Origin of the sequence: Metabacillus halosaccharovorans (assembly GCF_002019635.1) — a bacterium.
GTDB classification, from domain to species: Bacteria; Bacillota; Bacilli; order Bacillales; family Bacillaceae; genus Metabacillus; species Metabacillus halosaccharovorans.
Genome location: NZ_KV917372.1, coordinates 381,109 through 402,317 on the forward strand (window position 1 = coordinate 381,109; position 21,209 = coordinate 402,317).

The 21,209-nt window shown below is 35.8% G+C and carries 21 protein-coding genes; 15 read left to right on the top strand and 6 right to left on the bottom strand.

Annotated features, from left to right (window positions below; translation table 11 throughout):
• Window positions 1–7 precede the first annotated feature (7 nt).
• From BK577_RS16115 to BK577_RS16130, 4 genes are all read left to right on the top strand, one after another.
• The gene (locus BK577_RS16115; protein ID WP_078433894.1) at window positions 8–772 is read left to right on the top strand and encodes an ABC transporter ATP-binding protein; all 765 of its coding nucleotides are present in this window, start codon (window positions 8–10) and stop codon (window positions 770–772) included.
• Window positions 747–2,612 carry an ABC transporter permease gene (locus BK577_RS16120; protein WP_078433895.1) on the top strand — a complete coding sequence of 622 codons (1,866 nt, stop codon included), beginning with the start codon at window positions 747–749 and terminating at the stop codon, window positions 2,610–2,612. Before BK577_RS16115 ends, BK577_RS16120 begins: the two co-directional genes overlap by 26 nt.
• Before the next feature lie 185 nt (window positions 2,613–2,797).
• The gene (locus BK577_RS16125; protein ID WP_026561877.1) at window positions 2,798–3,130 is read left to right on the top strand and encodes a PadR family transcriptional regulator; all 333 of its coding nucleotides are present in this window, start codon (window positions 2,798–2,800) and stop codon (window positions 3,128–3,130) included.
• Entirely contained in the window at window positions 3,127–3,822 is a 696-nt protein-coding gene (locus BK577_RS16130) for a DUF1129 family protein (protein ID WP_078433896.1), read from the top strand. Before BK577_RS16125 ends, BK577_RS16130 begins: the two co-directional genes overlap by 4 nt.
• Window positions 3,823–3,871: 49 nt before the next feature.
• Here the strand turns inward: BK577_RS16130 and BK577_RS16135 are convergent, their stop codons facing one another.
• Complete coding sequence (locus BK577_RS16135) at window positions 3,872–4,984, bottom strand: chitobiase/beta-hexosaminidase C-terminal domain-containing protein (RefSeq protein ID WP_078433897.1); 1,113 nt, start codon at window positions 4,982–4,984, stop codon at window positions 3,872–3,874.
• Between the two features lie 242 nt (window positions 4,985–5,226).
• Here BK577_RS16135 and BK577_RS16140 point away from each other — a divergent pair, with 242 nt between their 5' ends.
• From BK577_RS16140 to BK577_RS16170, 7 genes are all read left to right on the top strand, one after another.
• Entirely contained in the window at window positions 5,227–6,630 is a 1,404-nt protein-coding gene (locus BK577_RS16140; RefSeq protein WP_139367369.1) for a sigma-54 interaction domain-containing protein, read from the top strand.
• Window positions 6,631–6,900: 270 nt separating this feature from the next.
• Window positions 6,901–8,238 carry an acyclic terpene utilization AtuA family protein gene (locus BK577_RS16145; RefSeq protein WP_078433899.1) on the top strand — a complete coding sequence of 446 codons (1,338 nt, stop codon included), beginning with the start codon at window positions 6,901–6,903 and terminating at the stop codon, window positions 8,236–8,238.
• Window positions 8,210–8,536, top strand: a complete 327-nt coding sequence (locus tag BK577_RS16150) for an AtuA-related protein (protein ID WP_078433900.1) — start codon at window positions 8,210–8,212, stop codon at window positions 8,534–8,536. The genes BK577_RS16145 and BK577_RS16150 overlap by 29 nt, the downstream gene beginning before the upstream one ends.
• A gap of 50 nt (window positions 8,537–8,586) precedes the next feature.
• Complete coding sequence (locus BK577_RS16155) at window positions 8,587–9,873, top strand: CitMHS family transporter (RefSeq protein ID WP_078433901.1); 1,287 nt, start codon at window positions 8,587–8,589, stop codon at window positions 9,871–9,873.
• Between the two features lie 206 nt (window positions 9,874–10,079).
• Window positions 10,080–10,913, top strand: a complete 834-nt coding sequence (locus BK577_RS16160) for an SPL family radical SAM protein (RefSeq protein ID WP_078433902.1) — start codon at window positions 10,080–10,082, stop codon at window positions 10,911–10,913.
• 151 nt (window positions 10,914–11,064) lie between these two features.
• Window positions 11,065–11,541 (top strand): hypothetical protein, encoded by a 477-nt coding sequence (locus BK577_RS16165; protein WP_078433903.1) that lies wholly within the window; start codon window positions 11,065–11,067, stop codon window positions 11,539–11,541.
• Window positions 11,542–11,737: 196 nt separating this feature from the next.
• The gene (locus tag BK577_RS16170) at window positions 11,738–12,598 is read left to right on the top strand and encodes a cation diffusion facilitator family transporter (protein WP_078433904.1); all 861 of its coding nucleotides are present in this window, start codon (window positions 11,738–11,740) and stop codon (window positions 12,596–12,598) included.
• 86 nt (window positions 12,599–12,684) lie between these two features.
• On the opposite strand, the gene BK577_RS16175 is transcribed toward BK577_RS16170, so the two are convergent.
• The 3 genes from BK577_RS16175 to BK577_RS16185 form a co-directional block, all read right to left on the bottom strand.
• Complete coding sequence (locus BK577_RS16175) at window positions 12,685–14,325, bottom strand: hypothetical protein (RefSeq protein ID WP_078433905.1); 1,641 nt, start codon at window positions 14,323–14,325, stop codon at window positions 12,685–12,687.
• Between the two features lie 2 nt (window positions 14,326–14,327).
• Window positions 14,328–15,107, bottom strand: a complete 780-nt coding sequence (locus BK577_RS16180) for an ABC transporter ATP-binding protein (RefSeq protein ID WP_078433906.1) — start codon at window positions 15,105–15,107, stop codon at window positions 14,328–14,330.
• A gap of 541 nt (window positions 15,108–15,648) precedes the next feature.
• Window positions 15,649–16,002: a glyoxalase superfamily protein gene (locus BK577_RS16185; RefSeq protein ID WP_078433907.1), complete on the bottom strand. Its 354-nt coding sequence runs from the start codon at window positions 16,000–16,002 to the stop codon at window positions 15,649–15,651.
• A 259-nt stretch (window positions 16,003–16,261) separates the two neighbouring features.
• Here BK577_RS16185 and BK577_RS16190 point away from each other — a divergent pair, with 259 nt between their 5' ends.
• Window positions 16,262–17,080 (top strand): polysaccharide deacetylase family protein, encoded by an 819-nt coding sequence (locus BK577_RS16190; RefSeq protein ID WP_078433908.1) that lies wholly within the window; start codon window positions 16,262–16,264, stop codon window positions 17,078–17,080.
• A gap of 29 nt (window positions 17,081–17,109) precedes the next feature.
• On the opposite strand, the gene BK577_RS16195 is transcribed toward BK577_RS16190, so the two are convergent.
• Window positions 17,110–17,289 (bottom strand): DUF4083 domain-containing protein, encoded by a 180-nt coding sequence (locus BK577_RS16195; RefSeq protein ID WP_078433909.1) that lies wholly within the window; start codon window positions 17,287–17,289, stop codon window positions 17,110–17,112.
• Between the two features lie 83 nt (window positions 17,290–17,372).
• Window positions 17,373–18,749, bottom strand: a complete 1,377-nt coding sequence (locus tag BK577_RS16200) for an aminotransferase-like domain-containing protein (protein ID WP_078433910.1) — start codon at window positions 18,747–18,749, stop codon at window positions 17,373–17,375.
• Window positions 18,750–18,898: 149 nt separating this feature from the next.
• Between BK577_RS16200 and BK577_RS16205 the strand changes: the two genes are divergently transcribed.
• The 3 genes from BK577_RS16205 to BK577_RS16215 all read left to right on the top strand — a co-directional run bounded on the left by BK577_RS16205 (window position 18,899) and on the right by BK577_RS16215 (window position 21,209).
• Entirely contained in the window at window positions 18,899–19,801 is a 903-nt protein-coding gene (locus tag BK577_RS16205) for a DMT family transporter (protein ID WP_078433911.1), read from the top strand.
• A gap of 103 nt (window positions 19,802–19,904) precedes the next feature.
• Window positions 19,905–20,090, top strand: a complete 186-nt coding sequence (locus BK577_RS16210) for a hypothetical protein (protein WP_078433912.1) — start codon at window positions 19,905–19,907, stop codon at window positions 20,088–20,090.
• 171 nt (window positions 20,091–20,261) lie between these two features.
• Window positions 20,262–21,209, top strand: coding sequence for a nucleoside hydrolase (locus BK577_RS16215; protein ID WP_078433913.1), 948 nt, complete (start codon window positions 20,262–20,264; stop codon window positions 21,207–21,209).

Sequence of the window (21,209 nt, forward strand, 5' to 3'; positions counted from 1 at the left end):
TCTTGTGATGCTGGAAGTTAAAAACGCAAGTAAAATTTATGAAGGAAAAATTGCCTTCAAGGCATTAAGCGATATTCAATTATCGATTGGATCAGGTGAATTCGTTGGAATAATGGGTCCATCCGGAAGTGGAAAAACAACTCTGCTAAATATGATCGCAACAATTGATGAACCAACAACAGGTGAAATATTAATAAACGGGCAAAACCCTCATCTACTGAAAAAGGAAGATCTAGCGAAATTTCGAAGACGAGAACTAGGCTTTGTCTTTCAGGATTTCAATTTACTTCATACATTAACTGTAGAAGAAAATATTGTCCTGCCATTAACCCTTGATGGCAAAAAGGTAAAAGAGATGAAAGAAAAAGCGAATACGATTGCTGAAAAATTAGGGATATCACAAATTATGAAAAAACGCACCTATGAAATTTCAGGTGGTCAAGCGCAAAGGGCGGCTGTTGCTAGAGCAATGATTCATGTTCCGAAGCTGCTGCTTGCAGATGAACCAACAGGTAATCTGGATTCCAAATCATCTAAAGATGTTATGCAAATGTTAGAATCCATTAACCAGACAGAACGCACAACAATGTTACTCGTAACACATGATCCGCAAGCTGCTAGCTATTGCAACCGTGTTATTTTTATTCGTGACGGACATTTTTATTCAGAGATTCATCGGGGAAATAATCGACAAGCTTTCTTCCAAAAAATAATTGATACACTTTCGTTACTGGGAGGGGATGGAAATGACCTTTCGCAGATTCGCGTTTAATAACGTTTTCCGTAATAAACGGTTATATGCTGCCTACTTCCTAAGTAGCATGTTTACCGTAATGGTTTTTTTTACATTTGCCATTTTTGCATTCCACCCAACGTTAAGCGGAGGTGAAATGAATACGTATGTAAAAACTGGCATGTACATTGCTGCTGGGATCATCTATGTTTTCTCTTTTTTCTTTATCATGTATTCAATGAGTTCATTCTTAAATACACGAAAAAAAGAATTTGGTTTATTAATGACGCAAGGAATGTCGGTAAGACAAATACGACTTATGGTGTTTCTCGAGAACATGGTCATTGGTTTTTTCGCCACGATTAGCGGCATACTCTTTGGATTAGTTTTTGCTAAAGTGATTTTGATGATTGCTGAGAATGTACTTGTTATTGAAGAAGGCCTTAACTTTTATTTTCCAATGATGGCCATTCTTGCAACATTTGTATCGTTTATCATCCTATTCTTCTTTATTTCTTTATTCGTCTCATATATTCTACGCAGTAGAAAACTGATCGACTTAATTAAAGGAAATAAGAAATCGAAAGGTGAACCGAAAGCTAATATATTCCTAACAATTATTGCATGTGTTTTGATAGGAATTGGATATGTTGTTGCATTAATGGTGGAGGGATTGCAAGTTGTAGCCGCTTTGTTACCAGTTGTTATCGTGGTTATTATAGGAACTTATTTACTATTTACCCAATTAAGTGTTTATATTATCCGTAAATTTAAAAACAAAAATAATGTCTTTTGGCGTAAAACGAATATGATTTTATTATCCGACCTTTCGTTTCGTATGAAAGATAATGCCCGAACCTTTTTCTTGGTCGCAATTGTTTCGACGGTTGCATTTAGTGCAATTGGCTCACTTTACGGTTTTCAAAGTATTCTTACTTCTACGTTTAAAAATACCAATCCTACGACATTTTCGTATCGGGTAGTAGACGATAATGAAAAACGGGATGTGTCGTTGATTAACAAAACGATTAGTCAAAGAAATATGGAAGCGAATCATGAAGAAATAATGCTACGCTATTATGAAGTAGGGGAAGATATTAATCTTATTGCAAGTGAATCTGAGTTCAATCGTTTTGCGACCTTGATCGGAGAAGAAACGATTGAGATCAATAAAGATCAGATAAAGGTTGTGGAATTTACAGATTCCACATATGGACAAACAGATGAGTTATTAAAGCAATCCATCAAACTAAAATCAGGTGAAACCTTAAAACCTAAGGAAGTGATATATTCACGAGCACTGCCTGATACTGACTCCTACTATGTTATGTCAGATGAAAACTATGAAGAATTACAAGCTACTCTTTCTTGGGAAGAGAAGTATCATGCCTGGCAGGTAACAAAAGGTGAAGAAAACATATTAGAAGCTTCTAAAACATTAGCAGAAACAATGCAACGTTATCAATTCACTGCTGTCGAGTACGAAATCTATGAAATTAATAAAGCTTTTGGACTTGTAATGTTTGTCGGACTGTTTATTGGAATTGTCTTTTTCGTCTCTGCGGGCAGCTTCCTGTATTTCCGTCTTTATGCTGACTTAGATGAAGACAAACAAAAGTTCAAAGCCATTTCAAAAATAGGCTTAACTGAAAAAGAATTAAAGAATGTCCTGACTAGGCAAACGGCGATCCTTTTCTTCGCACCAATAGTTGTCGCACTCATTCATGGAGCTGTTGCACTTACCGCATTGTCAAACATGTTTTATTTTAATCTTGTGAAACAGTCTGTGACGGTATTAGGTGTATTCTTAGCGATACAAATTGTATACTTTTTCATTGTTCGATTTTTTTATACGAAACAGGTTAAAAGCGTGCTTTGATAAGGCTTTTTTTGAAACTTCTCGGATTAAAGAGGAGTTTCATTTTTTTATCTTCAAAGAATTATTTCCATTATTTTGTTGAAATGAATGAGAATTTCCATTATGATAATCTTAGCTACTTTGCAATGCAATATAGCTAACTTTTTAGTCTGGTATCTTGTAAAACAAGATAGTGAGGTGATGTGATGTCAATACGAAGTCAATTATTAAAAGGAGTTCTAGATGCGTGTGTGATGGCTATTGTAAAAAATCAAGCTGTATATGGGTATGAGCTATCTCAAAAATTACAACATGCGGGATTGCCTGATATTAGTGAAGGGACAATTTATCCGGTGTTACTTCGGCTTCAGAAAAACGGATGTATACGAAGTGAAATGAAAAAATCTCCGTCAGGGCCTAATCGGAAATATTATTTTTTAACCGAAGAAGGAGAAGAGGAATTGGAACGGATTTCAAATGAATGGTCACTTATAACCAATTCAGTTAACAATTTATTAAATAGAGGTGAAAAAGAATGAGAAGTGCAAAACAGTTAATTCATGAAAACAATGAAAAACGTGAGTTATTGACCGCTGAGAATAAACAGCTTTATGAAGATTTTTTGATCTATATGCGAACAGAATTACGAATAGCCGAATATGAAAGTGAGGAACTCCTAATGGATATTTTAGATCATCTATTAGAAGCCCAGGAAAATGGAAAAGATGCAACAACCTTGTTCGGCTCAAAACCAAAAGAATATGCAGAAGAACTAATAGCATCACTCCCTGAAGAAAAGAAACGCTATGTTTTTCCTTTTGTTATTTCACAAGTTTTCAATTTGCTCGGTTTGTTTTGCTTCATTTATGGGCTCGGACAACTAATTTTACCTTATTTTATAGAAATACCCCAAAGTATATCGCTTGGAAATAGTATAGGGCTTATCATGATCATATTGGCCATGACATATTTCGGCATCATTGTATTTTTTAAACTAATTCGCTCAACACTTTTCACACAAAATAAAAAGCAAACCCGGCATACAATGTGGAAAGCAGGCTTATTAGGTGGTGGATCATTTGCAATCATCATGCTTTTGACCTGGATCCTTCCGGACTTTGGCCCTGAGGTTAAGGTAGAGTGGTGGCTGTATTTCATCATTGGATTCATTTTGGTCGTGTTAAGTAAATTCACAGGTCTAGTAAATTCACAAACTCGTTTTGTTAATTGAAAAAAAAGTGTCTGATACCTAGTAATTAAGCATCAGACACTTTTCTTAGTCAACGTTTAACCTGATTAAACATCCAATCGATCATTTCTTTGTTGTCATAAGCAGGGACCCATGATCCATGATTATAGCCTAGTTCCGTAGGATATTCTGTGTAAATAGGATTTCCACCAGCTTCATTGATCGCTTCAATCGCATTTCTCGTGTAGGAAACAGGGATTACAGCATCATCTTCAGCATGAAACGCCCATAGTGGTTTGTCCTTTAATACATGGACTTCTTCCGGATTCCCACCACCGGCAATTGGTACCATCGCCGCGAAAAGGTCCGGGTATGCAACATTTAAATTAAATGTTCCGTAACCACCCTGTGAAAGTCCTGTAGAATACAGTCGATTAGTATCAATATTGTATTCTTGTATGACTTTTTGAAGGATGTTATAAGCTGTTCCTAAATCCTTAGAGAATTCAAATACTCTAGCTAAATCAACAACATTATCTGAATTTCGTGTGATGCCGAAGCCTCCATCATGTTGATTTCTAGCCTGAGGTGCCAGGACAAAGGCAGGGTGTTTTGCTTGATTTTCTGGTGCTGCCCATATCACCGCACCATCATTTGCCAGCAATTGCTTTTCATTGTCATCACCTCGTTCTCCACCTCCGTGAAGAAATAAAACGAGTGGATAAGCTACATTTGGATCATAATTTTCTGGGATATATAAACGATATGGCATGTTTTGATATTCAAGTATCAAAAACTGATCGGCTATTTCTTGTCTATTAACAAAGTCATAAGTCAATGTTACCACCTCACTGCTAATTTTTCCGTAACTTTTGGTAAGGGCATGTTCGTTCACATTTCCGCGCAAAGCAAAAGCTTTAATCATTACATCTTCATTGACAGTAATAGGAGCTGTATACAATTTGCTTTTTTTCGTAGGTGTACTACCATCTACTGTATAGTAAATTTTAGTGCCGGGAGTGTTGCTTTTTAATGTTATCTGCTGTTCCTTGTAATACTGGCCTGGTTCATGAGATGAATTAGGTGGTTGGACTTTTCCGTTGTTGTTGCCATTACTAGCAAATGCAGGTAAGGTGAATAGCAAGATCAAAGAAAGTGTGAGAAGCAAACTACTTATGAATACCTTTACTTTGTTATTTAACACATAAATCCCCTCCAAGCTCAGTTTAATAAAACAGAAAGTGTGAAAGCAGGTCTCGAAAATTTCAGGAACGATTTTGTTAACGCTTACATACTATTACGAAAAAAATTAAGCTGTCAATATCAATCTTTTACACTTTCAAATGAAAAAAGTAGATTTTTCCTGTTAAAATAAGGGTCAATCATATAAAAAAATATTTTTGTTTCTATGAAAATTCAAATTCAAGTTTAGGAGGAGGTTGGGCATTGTCTTACGAAAACTTTAAAGGGCTTTCGATAGAAGATCAATTAGAGTGGTATAAAGCTGCGATTTATTCGATTCATGATGGAGTACTTGTCATAGATTCAAAAGAAATTGTTCGATTAATTAATCCGGAATATACACGAATTACAGGAGTTAAGCCAAAAGACATCATTGGAAAACCACTTCGAGTTGTCCGCCCAAAGGCTCAACTTGCTGAAACCCTTAAAGACGGTAAAGAACGAATCGGTGTTTATCGAAAAGAGGGAAATGTAGAATATGTAGTTGATATGGCACCAATTCTTTTACACGATGAAATGATTGGAGCTGTTTCGATTTGTAAAGGATTAACGGAGGTACATACACTTTCAAAGGAACTGGAGAAAAATAAGCAAAAACTATCACAATTGAAAGAGAAGATGGGGACTTTATATCAAGCGAAATACACATTTGAACAGATTATCGGTACTGATGGTGGCCTGAAAGATGCTGCTTACTTAGGAAAAAAAGCGGCGAGCTCAAACTTACCGGTTTTAATTGTTGGTGAGAGTGGAACAGGAAAAGAACTCTTTGCTCAAGCTATACATAATGCCAGTCCGCGTGCTGATCGCCCGTTTATTCCAGTGAACTGTGCCTCGATTCCTGCTTCACTAATTGAAAGTGAGTTATTTGGATATGCGGAAGGTACCTTTACAAGTGCGAAAAAAGGTGGAAAGCTGGGACTTTTTGAAATCGCCAACTCCGGAACAATCTTTTTAGATGAAATAGGAGAATTATCATACGATTTACAGGCAAAGCTTCTTCGCGTTTTACAGGAAAATACACTTCGGCGTGTAGGGGAAGCGGGTGAAAGGCAAATTGATGTCCGTGTAATTGCTGCGACCAATCGTGACCTTCACCAACTGATCGAGAAAAAACGTTTTCGTGAAGACTTGTATTATCGGCTAAATGTCTTACACCTTGAGATCCTTCCACTTCGAAAGAGAAAGCAGGATATTCCCGATATTGTTGATTATATTTTAAATAAACATGCCATCCATTCTGAAAAAGAACAATCTTATGAGTTACATGAGTCAACTCTTGCTATTTTTCAAGCATATGATTGGGTAGGAAACGTTCGCGAATTAAAAAATACAATTGATTTTGCTGTTTGTATGACAGATACAAACGTAATTTTACCAGAGCATTTACCAAGTAATTTCCATAGTAGTACGATATATAAATCAAATAAGCAGACAAGTTATTTGTTAAAACAGGCTGTTGAAGAGACTGAACGAAACGTAATCATAGAGGTGTTGAAAAAACATGGATCAGAACTCGACGATAAGAAAAAAGCTGCCAAAGTATTAGGAGTGTCTTTAGCTACTCTTTATAACATAATGAAAAAATATCATATAGGTGATTTCTAATAAATTAGAAATGAGGATACTGTATTCTAAAATTTTAGAATACAAGGAAAAATCTATACTAAATTAACAAAAAAGAAGTTTTACATTTGTTATGATTTCTAAAAAATTAGAAATCTTTTTATAAAACGCTTACAATTAGGCGTTTTTTATTTTGGCATAAAAGTTGCATTACTTATTATGGAAGAAGGGAAGATTGTTACAACGTATATTAAGAACAGTAGGAAGTTGTGCGGTAACAAATACCGTTTAGTCATATGAGAGGTGAGAGATGTGTTAAAAATAGGTAGTGGTGCTGGATTTTCAGGTGACAGGCTGGAACCGGCGGTTGAACTAGCTAAAAAAGTAGACTTAGATTATTTAGTTTTAGAGTGTTTAGCAGAAAGAACGATTGCTATTGCTCAAAAGGAAAAGATAAAAGATAAAAATAAGGGGTATGATCCGCTGCTTGTTGATCGGCTACAAGCATTATTAACAGTTTTGAATGAGAAGCGGTTTCGAATTGTTACCAATATGGGCGCGGCCAACCCAATTGCAGGTGCGAAAAAAATTCTTGAGATTTCAAGGGAAATGGACATTGCCTGTAAGGTTGCTGTCGTAACAGGTGATGATGTAATCCTAGAGCTTGATAGTGAAAACGATATTCTTGAAAACAATCATAAACTAAAAGATTACAAAGTGATCTCTGCCAATGCATATCTTGGGGCAGAGGCACTTCTCCCGGCATTGAAAACAGATGCAGATATTATTATAACAGGCCGGGTGGCTGATCCATCTTTATTCCTTGCACCAATGGTTCACCACTACAACTGGTCCCTTGAGGACTATGAACGATTAGGTCAAGGGACTATCATTGGGCATTTGCTTGAATGTGCAGGCCAAATTACAGGGGGGTATTTCGCTGATATAGGAGAAAAGGAAGTTGATGGATTAGCTGAATTGGGATTCCCTTATGCCAGCATTGATCGAGATGGCACAGGCATTATTATGAAAACCCCACATTCAGGTGGAATTGTAAATCTAAGAACAGTTAAGGAACAATTACTATATGAAGTTCATAATCCAAGTCAATACCTGACACCTGATGTAACGGCAGACTTTTCCAATGTAACGCTAACTCAACTTGAAAAAAACAAAGTAATGGTCACAGGAGGTAGCGGGAGAAAAAAACCTGATTCTTATAAAGTTTCAATTGGTTATCATGCAGGATATATAGGAGAAGGAGAAATTTCCTATGCAGGCACGACATCTGTTGAAAGAGGCAGGATGGCTGAAGAAATTTTAAGAAAAAGACTTTCTAACTCAATTCAAGATTTAAGGGTTGACCTAATCGGACTTTCCTCTGTTCATAGGACAAATTTAGGGAATGAACATCCTTATGAAGTGAGGGTTCGAGCAATAGCACTTTGCCCCACAAGAGCGGATGCCATTTCTATAGGAAATGAAGTGGAAGCACTCTATACAAACGGGCCATATGGAGGTGGAGGTGCTAGAAAAAGAGTTTCAGAGTGTGTTGGTGTCGTGTCTACGTTACTAGAAAGGGAACGAGTCGATAAAAAAGTGAAAACGGAGGTTTTACAAAATGGATGGGAAATCAATCAAACTCTATAAAGTAGCACATAGCAGAGCTGGTGATAAGGGAAATACATCCAACTTATCGTTGATTCCTTACAATGAAAGTGACTATGAATGGATCGGTCAAGAGATAACAGCAAAAAGAGTAAAAGAACATTTACATGATATTTTCGATGGTGATGTGATCCGATATGATTTACCGTCCATTAAATCCTATAATTTTGTTTGCAAAAATAGTTTACTAGGCGGTGTCACAACTTCACTCGCATTAGATACCCATGGTAAAAGTTTAAGCAGTGCTTTATTAGAGATGGAGATTTCTCTTCCCGGATAGGGGGAGTCTTTAATGTAATGTAAATGCTTAAAATAATAGGGGGGGAATTCATGGTTGCGACATTGGGTTTTTTAACAATTATGGTGTTTTTGCTTTTGATTTTAACGAAAAAGGTCTCCGTTATTGTCGCGTTAATTATTGTTCCACTAGTATTTGCTTTGATAGGAGGATTTGGTTCTGAGTTAGGGACACTTATGCTAGATGGTATTCTAAGTGTAGCTCCCACAGGAATTATGTTAGGGTTTGCCATTTTATTTTTCGGTGTTATGAACAATGCCGGGTTATTTGACCCTATCATTTCAAGAGTATTAAAAATGGTGAAGGGAGATCCTTTAAAAATTGCAGTTGGAACAGCTGTTATTGCTATGGTTACTCATCTTGATGGCTCTGGCGCCTCAACTTTTTTAATTACAATACCTGCACTTCTCCCTTTATACGATAAATTGGGAATGAGTCGCTTAGTTCTTGCCGGTGATGTAGCTTTGGGAGCAGGGGTTATGAATATTATGCCATGGGGTGGACCGACCGCAAGAGCTGGGAGTGCATTGGAGATCGATCCTGGAGCGATTTTCACACCTCTCATTCCAGCCATGATTGCAGGAATTATTTGGGTACTTTTTGTTTCCTATATTCTTGGGAAAAGAGAGAGAAAACGCTTAGGTATTAAGGATATGGAATATAACTATGATCAAGAGCTCTCGGATGAAGAAAGAAGCATGAGAAGACCTAAACTATTTTGGATCAATCTCACTATCACCGTATTAGCTATTGTTGCTCTTGTCAAAGTTTGGTTACCTCTCCCAATTGTCTTTATGGTTGCTTTTGCGATTGCCTTACTACTTAATTATCCAAAACCACTGGATCAACAAGAACAAATTAAAAGCCAGGCACTTGGCATGGTTACTGTCATTTCTATTATTTTTGCAGCAGGTATATTTACCGGAATCCTAAGCGGAACAGGGATGATTGAAGAAATGGCATTGGCAATGGTGAATATTATTCCTGAAGGTGTTGGGGGATCAATGGCCATACTAATTGCCGTCATCAGCATGCCAATTAGTCTTCTTTTTACCCCGGATGCCTATTACTTTGGAGTATTGCCGGTATTAAGTCAATCCGCAGAGATGTATGGAGTCGCTCCAATTGAAATGGCTAGAGCATCGATCCTGGGTCAAATGACAACAGGATTTCCGTTAAGTCCATTAACAGCATCAACTTTCCTCCTTATTGGTTTAGCAGGAGTCGAATTAGGAGATCACCAACGCTTTATTTTCAAATGGGCATTTGGGACAACAATCGTTATGGCGATCGTGGCAGTTATTATAGGTGTTATCTAACTGTCATGAACGAATAGAAGGATATTTCTCATACATTATTATTAGCCAACTTATAAAGTTGGCTTTTTGGCGTAATTATCCGGAAAGATGGAGTAGGGTTTCTGCTCTTGACTGGATTAGCTAAAACGACCAATGTTATATTAAATAATATAGAAGGAAAATGATTTAATAAATGGTTAGTTATAATAAAAAACAAGAGGGATCAAATGACCAAGCATATAAAAGAAACACAAGCAAAAAAAATACTAACGGAAGCTAAAGGATATTTAGACGTTGGATTTACACATTCATTAAATCCATACAGCGGCTGCGGTTTTTCCTGTTTGTACTGTTATGTTCGAGAAATGCCTATTCAGCGTTTCAAAGACATACCCTGGGGAGAATGGGTAGATATAAAAACAAATGCAGCAGAAAATTACCGGAAAGAAATACAGAGACTTCGCAAAAAAGAGAAACCGGTGAACATTTTTATGTCTTCAGCCACAGATCCATATCAGCCAATTGAACGGAAAGCAACCATCACTCGTCGGCTTCTAGAAGAAATGATTGACCATCCACCTGATTTTCTTCAAATTCAAACACGAAGTCCTCTCATCAAAAGGGATATTGATTTGCTCGTTATATTGAAAGAGAAATGCAATGTAATTGTATCAATGACAATTGAAACAGATCGGGAAGATATTAAAAGATTATTTGCCCCATATGCACCCGGAATAACATTGCGGTTAAACGCTATGAAAGAACTTCGCGACGCACGAATACCAACACAAGCATCCATTTCTCCTGTATTACCCTTCACACCCGACTTTCCAAAAGCTTTACAAGGAAAGGCAGACCATATTTGGATCGATACATTGAGTATTGGCGATGGTTCAATGGGAAAACGTTCAGAGAAATTAGGTATGCCAACGTTATTTGAGGAACATGGTCTATCTAAATGGTATCGGAAAGATATTCACGTAGCCGTGGAAAAATATTTTAAAAAATACTTTCCTCGTGAAATGGTTAGAGTTTCTAAAAATGAAGCGTTTCTGAAGTGAAAAGCTTGTTAGCTTTCAACAAGATAAAATATAATAGCCCTTATTTTCATATGAAATGGATACTGTTCAAAAATGGATATAAAAGAATAATTAGGTAAAAATAAGTAAGAGTTATTTTTACCTAATTATTGTCCATATGCGGGGTCTTATTATGAAGAAAAATTGGAAAATGTATATGTTACTGATAATGCCATGGTTATCTGTCATAAAGCTGGGTAAACAATCGTTTATTAGGTACCTGCCAACAATTGTTTTTAGTGATTTGATTATAGCATTAATAAGTGAATTATCGCGGAAATTAAAATGGTGGAAAGTTAAAAATCCTATCATACCTAAGTTAGCAACAGATGTATCATTTGTATTTGGTCCTTTTACGATTCTTAACTTTTGGATCTTTAAATTAACGTATAAAAAATTTTGGTTATATTTGCTGACTAACATTATTTCTGATTATTTATTTGCTTATCCACTAACATCCTTAGCAGAAAAACTGGGTGTTTACAAAATGGTGAAAATGAGCCGCAAACAGCTTTTTCTTTTAAGTATTGCAGTAGCTAATTACCTTTACCAGGCTTTAATTGTTGAAACACCGAGAAGAGAACAAAGTAATAGAAATAACGAACCATAAAACTGTAAATTGTAAATGCTACACTACAATAATTCAGGTGTATTTGGGGATGAATATATTAATGGGTTGTAGAAGAATGGAGGGAACGAACTTGAAAACAAGCAGATTCCTTTTTCCTCCTAATTAGTAATAAAATAACCTAAAAAAGCTCATTCTAAATATACTTTCTAAGTTTATGTCTTACTAGGAGGATCTAATGGTTAACAACAACTTAAAGAAAGCAGAAAGAGGAGTATGGATCAGCATTTTAGCTTATGTTTTCCTTTCAGCAGTTAAGTTAATAGCTGGTTTTATTGGAAACTCAGATGCATTAAGAGCTGATGGATTAAACAATTTAACAGATGTGATTGCATCAGTTACAGTTTTAATTGGCTTAAAGTTTGCCCAAAAGCCTGCGGATGAAAATCATAAGTACGGTCACACCAGAGCAGAGACGATCGCTTCGTTAATTGCTGCAATGATCATGTTTATTGTAGGAATACAAGTTATTGTGGATGCTTTTAAAAATTTTACTTCTCCAACGGAAAGTACACCAGAATTATTTACTGCATTTGTTGCTTTATTCGGTGCCGTTTTTATGTATTTTGTTTATCGATATAACCGAAAATTATCAAAAAAACTTGAAAGTAAAGCATTATACGCTGCTGCCCAGGATAACCGCTCAGATGCATTAGTTAGTATAGGGGCAGTTATTGGGATCGTGGGTTCATATTTAGGATTTGCCCGTTTGGATTCTATTGTGGCTGCCATCGTCGGACTTATTATTTGTCATACTGCATGGGGAATCTTTAAGGAAGCCGTCCATGATTTAACAGATGGCTTTGATGCCGAGAAATTGAAAGAAATAGAAGAAGAAATCAAAAACACACCCGGAGTTACACTCGTTAAAGACCTAAAAGCACGCGTATCCGGCAATCAAACAACTGTCGACGCAATTATTTTCGTCAAATCAACCCTTACAATCATCGAAGGACACAACATCACCGACAAAATCGAACAACGACTCCGTGACACATACAACATCGAACGCGTCCACATACACGTCGAACCAAATTAGGGACAAGGGGACAGGTCAACTGTCCCGACTTCCTCGATTTCCTGCAGTGAATCCTTCTTTTACACCACATCAATGTACTTTCATTTTTATTGCATAACCCGATCCCATGTTATATCAAAAACCTTTTTCCAAAGCATCCACAGAGTGACAATCGAAATAACTAAATAAACATAGATCCCATAACTAAACAATGTACTGATAAAATGCAGACCAGCAAATAATCCGGCAATTAGCATTAAACCAAATACAAGTGCCCCATTATTTTGATTTACATGTTCAAATGACTCAGAAAAAGGTAGTGATTTTTTTAGAATCATAAAACAAATGACAGCATATAGACAAGAATTGATAAAGACGACAATTAGATCTGGCAGAACTTTCACACCAAATAATGCAAGAAAAAGTCCACATAGCAGCAAGTAAACAGGCAAATATAATTTAAAAATAAAAGCCTTTATTGTGCCCCTGAACATCGGCTTTAACTGCACAATAGGCGCCACCCTGTATATCCATGAGCCTTTATACTTTCCTGAAAACTTCAAAAGCATCATAGTGGTCGGGATAATGATTAAACTAAAGTAAATGGATAAATATGAATTGCTGTTGGATATCTGATCAAAATCAGTATTAAAACCATTCATAATAAAAATAAACGGGATAACAACGGAAAATCCCAAAGATGGATAAACTTTCAATTTGAAATCTCGTTCATTTTTCATCATTAAACCAGCAAATCGGAAAAAGGTTCTTTCCTCATGTGTTCGACAAATGAGTTTAAGGAGCAATTGACTAAGTTTACTCCGTCTTTTTTCTTTTGCTTTCCCTTGATCTGTAAGCTTTTGAAGGTTTTGCTCAAAAGCGGGATTAAATTTTATATATAGCCAGAGTGATAGAAGAGGGAATATGACCCCTAAAGCTGAAAATAATAGATAAATCGGCTGGAAATCACCATTCATAATCATATCCATGATTGCACCATACCACATTGGAATAATAAATACCTGCCACCATTGCGGTTCAAATGAAATGGCAAGGTCAATAATAACAAAAGAACGAGCAAGCAATTGATACCCGATCATAATCGCAAGCGAAAGGAAAATTTGAACATAATTAATGATATCTTTTAATTTTTCTCCATCGAAAAATAGTAAAATAGACAAATAGATAAGTGCTGTAAGCCCAACGACAAATATGTCTATGAGGAGAATGTTAATCACTGATACTAAGAAGAAAATCAATCCATTCTTAACAAGACCAACTATTAAAGGAATTCCTACAAGCGCAATCGTAAGGAAAAAGAGATAAATCATTACATGAACCATTTTAGCTGTGCTAATGGTTCTTCTATTAACAGGCTTTGGAAACAGGATATTTCGATCACGTATGTCCAGCAGTACAGAAGAAAAGTCGGAAATCATTGATGTCATAACAAAGAAGGTAAAAATTCCATAGAAGAGGCTCATTTGAAAAAGATAAGAATCTCCTATAAATAAAAAAGGAATCATAAACAGTCCGAATAAAACATAAATCCATAAAGATTTTATATACTGATTGCTGGTTTCCTTGTCTTTCTTTGGAGCATTTTGAGAGAATATAGTTGGAATCCGCCGGCCATCCATTGTCAATTTTACTTGAAGTATTTTTCTCATACTCTTGTAGTCTATATCAAAGCTTGTGAAAACTTTCTCTAATCGATCTAATATCTTAAGTGTGCGAAAATCCTTCATTTTTACATCTCCCTTACAACAGAAACAAATCGTGAGCCAAGTTCTTTATGTTCACTAAATCCGGTCAGTTGGGTGAAAATTTGTTCAAGAGTCCCATCCTTGTTTTCTTGATTCAACTCTTCAAATGGACCATCAGCCGCTATTTTGCCTTCATGTAGAAGAATAATTCTGCTGCTTATTTTTTCAACCACATCCATAATATGTGAAGAGTAGAAAATCGTTTTTCCCTGTGCAGCAAGCTGGGTCATAATTTCTTTGAAAACCATCACACTGTTTGCATCCAGTCCATTAATTGGTTCGTCAAAAAACAAAAGTTCAGGATTATGTAGTAAGCTTGAAATAATTAAAAGCTTTTGGCGCATTCCTTTTGAATAAGACACAATGCGGGAATGATAAACTTCACCGATACCAAATAGTTCCATTAGACGTTTAGCCTTATATTCAGCAAGGTTGGAATCGAGTCCATACAATTCACCAATAAATGTAAGGTATTCATGACCAGTTAAATTATCATACACCTCAGCAATTTCCGGAACATATCCAATTTTTCGTTTATACTCAATACTTCCATCTGAAATATCTTGACCGAATAGTTTGACCTCACCTGAGTATTCGTTTTCAATACCCAGCATAATTTTAACAGTCGTACTTTTTCCTGCTCCGTTTGGACCAATATAACCAATAATTTCGCCACTTTTCACTTGAAGTGATACACCATTTAATACAGTCTTTGGACCATAATTTTTTTTCAAGTCATTAATTTCTAATATCATATCTCTCATATCCTGAAACCCCCACTTTTTCCATATCATACTAAATAATACGAATGAGATATCAAAATAGTTTCACATTTTGTACATATTGAAAAACCTTGCAAAATGCAAGGTTAAAGATTAGTTGAAAACAAAAAGCCAACTTTTAAAAGTTGGCCGTTATTTCATTCTGTATATCAAATCTTGTAATTTAACTAATATAAACGAATTTTCCAAACTCTGGATTTCATATAGACCATTACCATGTTCATGAAAAATGAAATGGATCCGACTGTTATAAATAACTTTTTGTCCAAATTTAATATATATCCATCCTTTGTTAGTTTAGAATAATTATAACATATATATGACACACATACGAGTTTAATAACCACAACCAACACTCATAGTGTTGGTCGCCTGATTTTATATACATATAGACAAGTTATTTTCACTTGCTCAAATTTTTCAACCATCCAAATTTTCAAGACGCTATTTCGACCACTTTTCCCCTTAATTCAACCACTCTCTATGAATATTCAATCACTAACTCAATCTTTCCAACCAATCCTCAATTCATTTCTTCATAAAAAGTAATTCTATTAAAGAAAGGATCTATCACTGTCAACTCAACAGTATTCCATGGTGACTCCTCTAGAGCCGGATTGGAAAAAGCATACTTTTTTGCTTGAAGTATAGAATGAAATTGTTTTATATTGTCTATTTTAATTCGAATTGCACTGCCTGGAGAAGAGTCACCATGATGTTCTGAAAGGTGTAAAATATTATGATCTAAAGATATTTGGCAATAGATAGGCATATTTTCTTCATATTGATGGGTCCAATCTATTTTAAAACCTAAGAAATCAATATAGAATTCCTTTGCCTTTTCCAGTTCAAACATTCTTAAAATAGGTGTAATCACGATTCTTACACATCCTTTATATATAATCATCTTTCTATTTTACTTATAACATGACCGACGTCACATGAGTAGATACTTTTTAAATGCTTTATTGTGGTTTATATTTACGTGAAGGAAATATAGAAAGCTTAGAGAATAACATTATATAGTTATTTGAGATTACTAGATAAACGGATCTCATTTAATTAAAATGCTTATGATTAACTCTTTACCTAGTACTATTCTTTTAATGATAAACCAATCTAATGAGGTGAATGGAATGCCAAAAGTGGTTATGACTTTCCCAGAAGGAAAGCATAAAGTACTGACGATGAGCTATGATGATGGAAAAGCGGCCGATAGACGGCTAGTAGAAATTTTTAACCGATATGGGATAAAGGGGACTTTTCATCTTAATTCCGGTCTGTTTGGAACAGGTGACAGAATTCCTGAAAACGAAGTGGCTGAGCTATACAGAGACCATGAAATATCAGCACACACTTTGACACATCCAACTATTGCGAGGTCTCCTAAAGAACAACTTCTGCATGAGATATTGGAAGACCGTAAAAATCTGGAGAGAATCGCAGATTACACAGTTAGAGGAATGTCCTATCCAAACGGTTCTTATAATTCATACATAAAAGAACTACTACCTTATTTGGGAATTGAATATTCAAGAACCGTCAATAGTACCGGTGATTTTTCCATACCTGATGATTTGTTTGAGTGGAATCCAACCTGTCATCATAATAAAGAGTTAATGCAACGAGCTGATGATTTTCTTAATCTCCATAAAAAGCAATATCTATATATGATGTATGTATGGGGTCACAGTTATGAATTTGACAACGATCAAAACTGGGATCTAATTGAAAACTTCTGTGATCATGTTGGTAATCGGGACGATATCTGGTACGCAACAAATATTGAAATTGTGGATTATATGAAAGCATTCAAAAACCTCAAATTTTCAGCAAGCAGCCAGTTTGTCTTCAACCCATCAGCCATGTCGGTTTGGCTAAGTGTGGATGAAAAGATCTTTGAGGTAAAAGGAGGGAGTCAGCTTCTGCTAACTGAAGAAGCTTTGACAGAGTAAGCACTAACATAGTGAGCAGGATAAAATGACTATTTTTTATCCTGTTCTAGTAACTCAATAATTCTATCAAGCTTTTTTTCAATTTCATTATCTTTTTGAGACTGCGGATTCTTCGAAAGGAGAGATCGAACAAGAAAAAAAACGACAGCAAAAATTCCGAACATAAAAATAAACATTAATAGCTGAAATACAACATCACCAATATTCATATAAATACCTCTCTTAACAAGTTTTGGGAATAGTGTATCACAAATTCCCTTTAGAGAGTGAAGTATGATTCATTATTTTAAAACTAAAAACGCAAAAAATTACTTGGTGACACTCGATTTTTTCGATTATTTATTAAAGCGATACATTCTGCCAATTGCTCAACTCCTGCTTTAATTTGATTTTCCTCGACTTGAGAGATACTTAATCGCAAGAGATTTTCTTTTTTATATTCTGGCAAAAACATCCGGATCGCATCATCAACAAACACATTTTTCTCATTCAGCAAAAGAACGACCTGTTTTGCTGTTATATGTTCCGGCAAAATGACGGATAGATAAAAACCGGAAGTCGGTTTAGTGAACTGAGTATGATCTGGTAACAGTAATTCACACGATTCTTGAAGAATGTCCATCTTCCTTTTATATACATGTTTAATTTTTTTCAGATGTTTATTAAACATACCGCTTTTCATATAGACTTCAAGTGCTCCTTGAGAAAGGGCGGAACTATTAAAATCCAAACTGAATTTATATCGCAAAAAAGTGTTGATCAAAAACGTTGGAAGTACAACAGCAGCAACCCTTAATCCTGGTAGGAAAACTTTTGAAAAGCTTTTTATATAAATAACTCTCCCGGAAGGATCAAACGAATAGAAAGGATCCGATTTTGCATTAAGATCAAGGTCTCCTAAAAAATCATCCTCCACAATATAAACATCGTATTTTTCCGCTAATTCAACAATTTTTTTCTTTTCTTTATTCGTATAACTATGTCCAAGCGGATTGTGAAAACGGGGAATGACATAGAAAAATTTTATATCATTATTCCGGAATATATACTCAAGACGCTCAAGATCAATGCCTTCCATCGTTAAATCAACGGCTAATGCTTTTGCTGATTGTAAAGAGATCGATTCAAGGAAACCGAAATAGGTAGGCTGTTCAATAAGAATATTGTTTTTCCCATTAGGAAATGGCATAGAAATGAGTAAGTGCAGAGCTTGTTGTGAACCAGAAGTGATGACAATTCTTTCAGGTTGAGTGAAAACTTGGAGATTTCGCAAATATTTCGCCAACTGAACTCGTAATGAGTAAAGCCCTTGTTGATCAGAATATGTAAATAGTTCACCTTTATATTGTTCTATTGCTTCATTCATACAATGCTGAAAGTCTTTATAAGGCATAACATTTTTATCTGGACCAGCAGACAAGAAGTCGATTACATCATGCACACTTGCTTTATCCTGAAATTCTTTCATGACATAAAAGCCGCTTTTAGGTATGGAGTAGATGTAATGTTCTTTTTCAAGTTCTTCGTAAGCTTTAATTACTGTATTTTTGCTGCAAGAAAAATAATCAGATAACTGTCGGACAGAAGGAAGCTTATCACCTGCATGAAGTGATCCCTCTGCAAGTCGAATCTTTATTTCTTCCATTATCTCCGTATATTTTAAGCCCATCCGTATATCCTCCTCAATCTGTACCCGTACAGATAGGTGAAACAATTGTTTATTTCTACCATGTGTACCTATTAATATGTTAATTATATCAAAACTGTATCTTGAATCATGCAGAATATAATACTAAGGAAAAAGGTAGGTAGGAAAGCATGCAGAATGAAAAAAGGGAGAAAATTGGATTTTTGTTAGGAACTATAGGTGTTATTTGTTTTAGCTTAACACTTCCTGCTACAAGAATTGCTGTAGAATATTTTGGAACAACAATCGTTGGCTTAGGAAGAACAGTTGTTGCGGCTTTTTTGGTTGCAATCATATTCATCGTTCGAAAAGAAAAACTTCCGACACCACGTCAATTCAAAAGCCTCGGAATTGTTGCTTTTGGAGCAGTATTAGGATTTCCGCTTCTCACATCTTGGGCAATGGAGTCCTTGCCTGTGTCTCATGGAGCAGTAGAGGTCGCTTTGTTACCATTAGCTACAGCGGGATTTGCCATGTTAAGAGCCGGAGAAATTCCATCAATAAAATTCTGGATTTCTAGTTTAATAGGGTCTTTTGCTGTCATTATATATGCCTTTCATTTAGGTTTCGGTCACTTACAATTTGCTGATTTAGCCATACTGGCAGCTGTGCTAATTCTTGGACTTAGTTACGCAGAAGGTGGAAAATTAGCAAAGGAATTAGGAAGTTGGCAAGTCATTGCGTGGGCAATTTTGATTGGTGCACCGTTTTTCATAATTCCTGTGGGGTTACATCTTACAATTGAAATGCTTCATGCACCCATTCAGGCATGGGTCAGTTTTTTTTATCTCGCAGTTGTTAGTCAATTTTTAGCATATGTTGCTTGGTATAGCGGAATGGCTTTGGGAGGAATAGCAAGAGTAAGTCAGATCCAATATTTACAGCCCTTTTTGATGATTCTCTTTGCAACAGTTTTTCTCGATGAATCGATCACATTCTTTACTATACTCATAGCGTTGGTTGTTGTCCTTTCAGTTATCTTAGGTAAAAATGCTACTATTATAAAAAAGGGATCTCAACCAAAGAAGAACTAAATAGAAGTTACTCTTACTCTTTAGGTCCACGGTTGACATGCAAAACAGATCTTGATAATTTCAGATAAGAATAGCATATAAGGGAAGTAGCTGGGTAAAGAGAATGAAGATATATAAACTAAAGAAAAACTTTAAAGGCTTCAAAAAGGGGACACAATTCTATTTGATTGCTGAATCTGAGTTTATCGGTGTTAAAGACTTTGTATTCCGGACAGAAGATTTGGCAATTCGAATTTCTGTTAATGAAAGTGAACTGTTACAAAATTTTATATTGGTGAGAGATGGATGATTATTGGTCTTTTCATGATCAAATTTATTTATTTACCAGTTAATGATCATTATTTATAAAACCTCTATCTACACAATATTTAAGCGTTATCCTGAAATTATATTGACAAAATTTTATTCTGCATTATAAAGTTGAACATGTTTACAATAATGAAAAAGAATGGAGATTAACATGAAAAAGAAAATTTACTTTAACCATGATGGCGGTGTAGATGATTTAATTTCTTTATTTTTATTATTACAAATGGACACTGTTAAACTTACCGGTGTTTCAGTCATTCCGGCAGATTGTTACTTAGAACCTGCAATGTTTGCAAGCCGGAAAATTATTGATCGTTTTGGAAACGGTGGACTTGATGTAGCAGAATCAAATTCGCGCGCAAAGAATCCGTTTCCGAAAGATTGGCGCATGCATGCGTTTTATGTAGATGCGCTGCCAATACTTAATGAAGCAGGAAAAGTTGTCACACCTGCTGCAGACATACCTGCACATCTTCATTTAATCAAAACCATTCAAGAAACGGATGAAAAGACAACTTTATTATTTACAGGACCGCTTACCGATCTTGCCCGTGCGTTAGATGAAGCACCTGAAATAGAGGAGAAAATTGAACGTCTGGTGTGGATGGGAGGTACATTTCGCGAGGAAGGAAATGTACATGAGCCTGAACATGATGGAACAGCTGAATGGAATGTGTATTGGGACCCTGAGGCAGCAGCCCGTGTATGGGAAACAAACATTGAAATTGATCTTGTTGCTCTTGAAAGTACTAACCAAGTACCGCTTACTTTAGATGTGCGGGAGGGTTGGGCAAGAGAACGGAAAAATCTAGGTGTGGATTTCCTTGGACAGTGTTATGCAATGGTTCCGCCTCTCGTTCACTTTTCAACAAACTCTACTTATTATTTATGGGATGTGTTAACAACTGCGTTTGTTGGTAAACCTGATCTTGTAAAGGTACAAACAATTAACAGCATTGTCTTAACAGAAGGTCCAAGCCAAGGGCGTACAGTTGAAACAGCTGAAGGAAGACCTGTAAATGTCGTTTATGACGTGGACCGTGACGCTTTCTTTGATTACATAACTGAACTAGCTAAAAATGTAAGTGAGGATATCTAA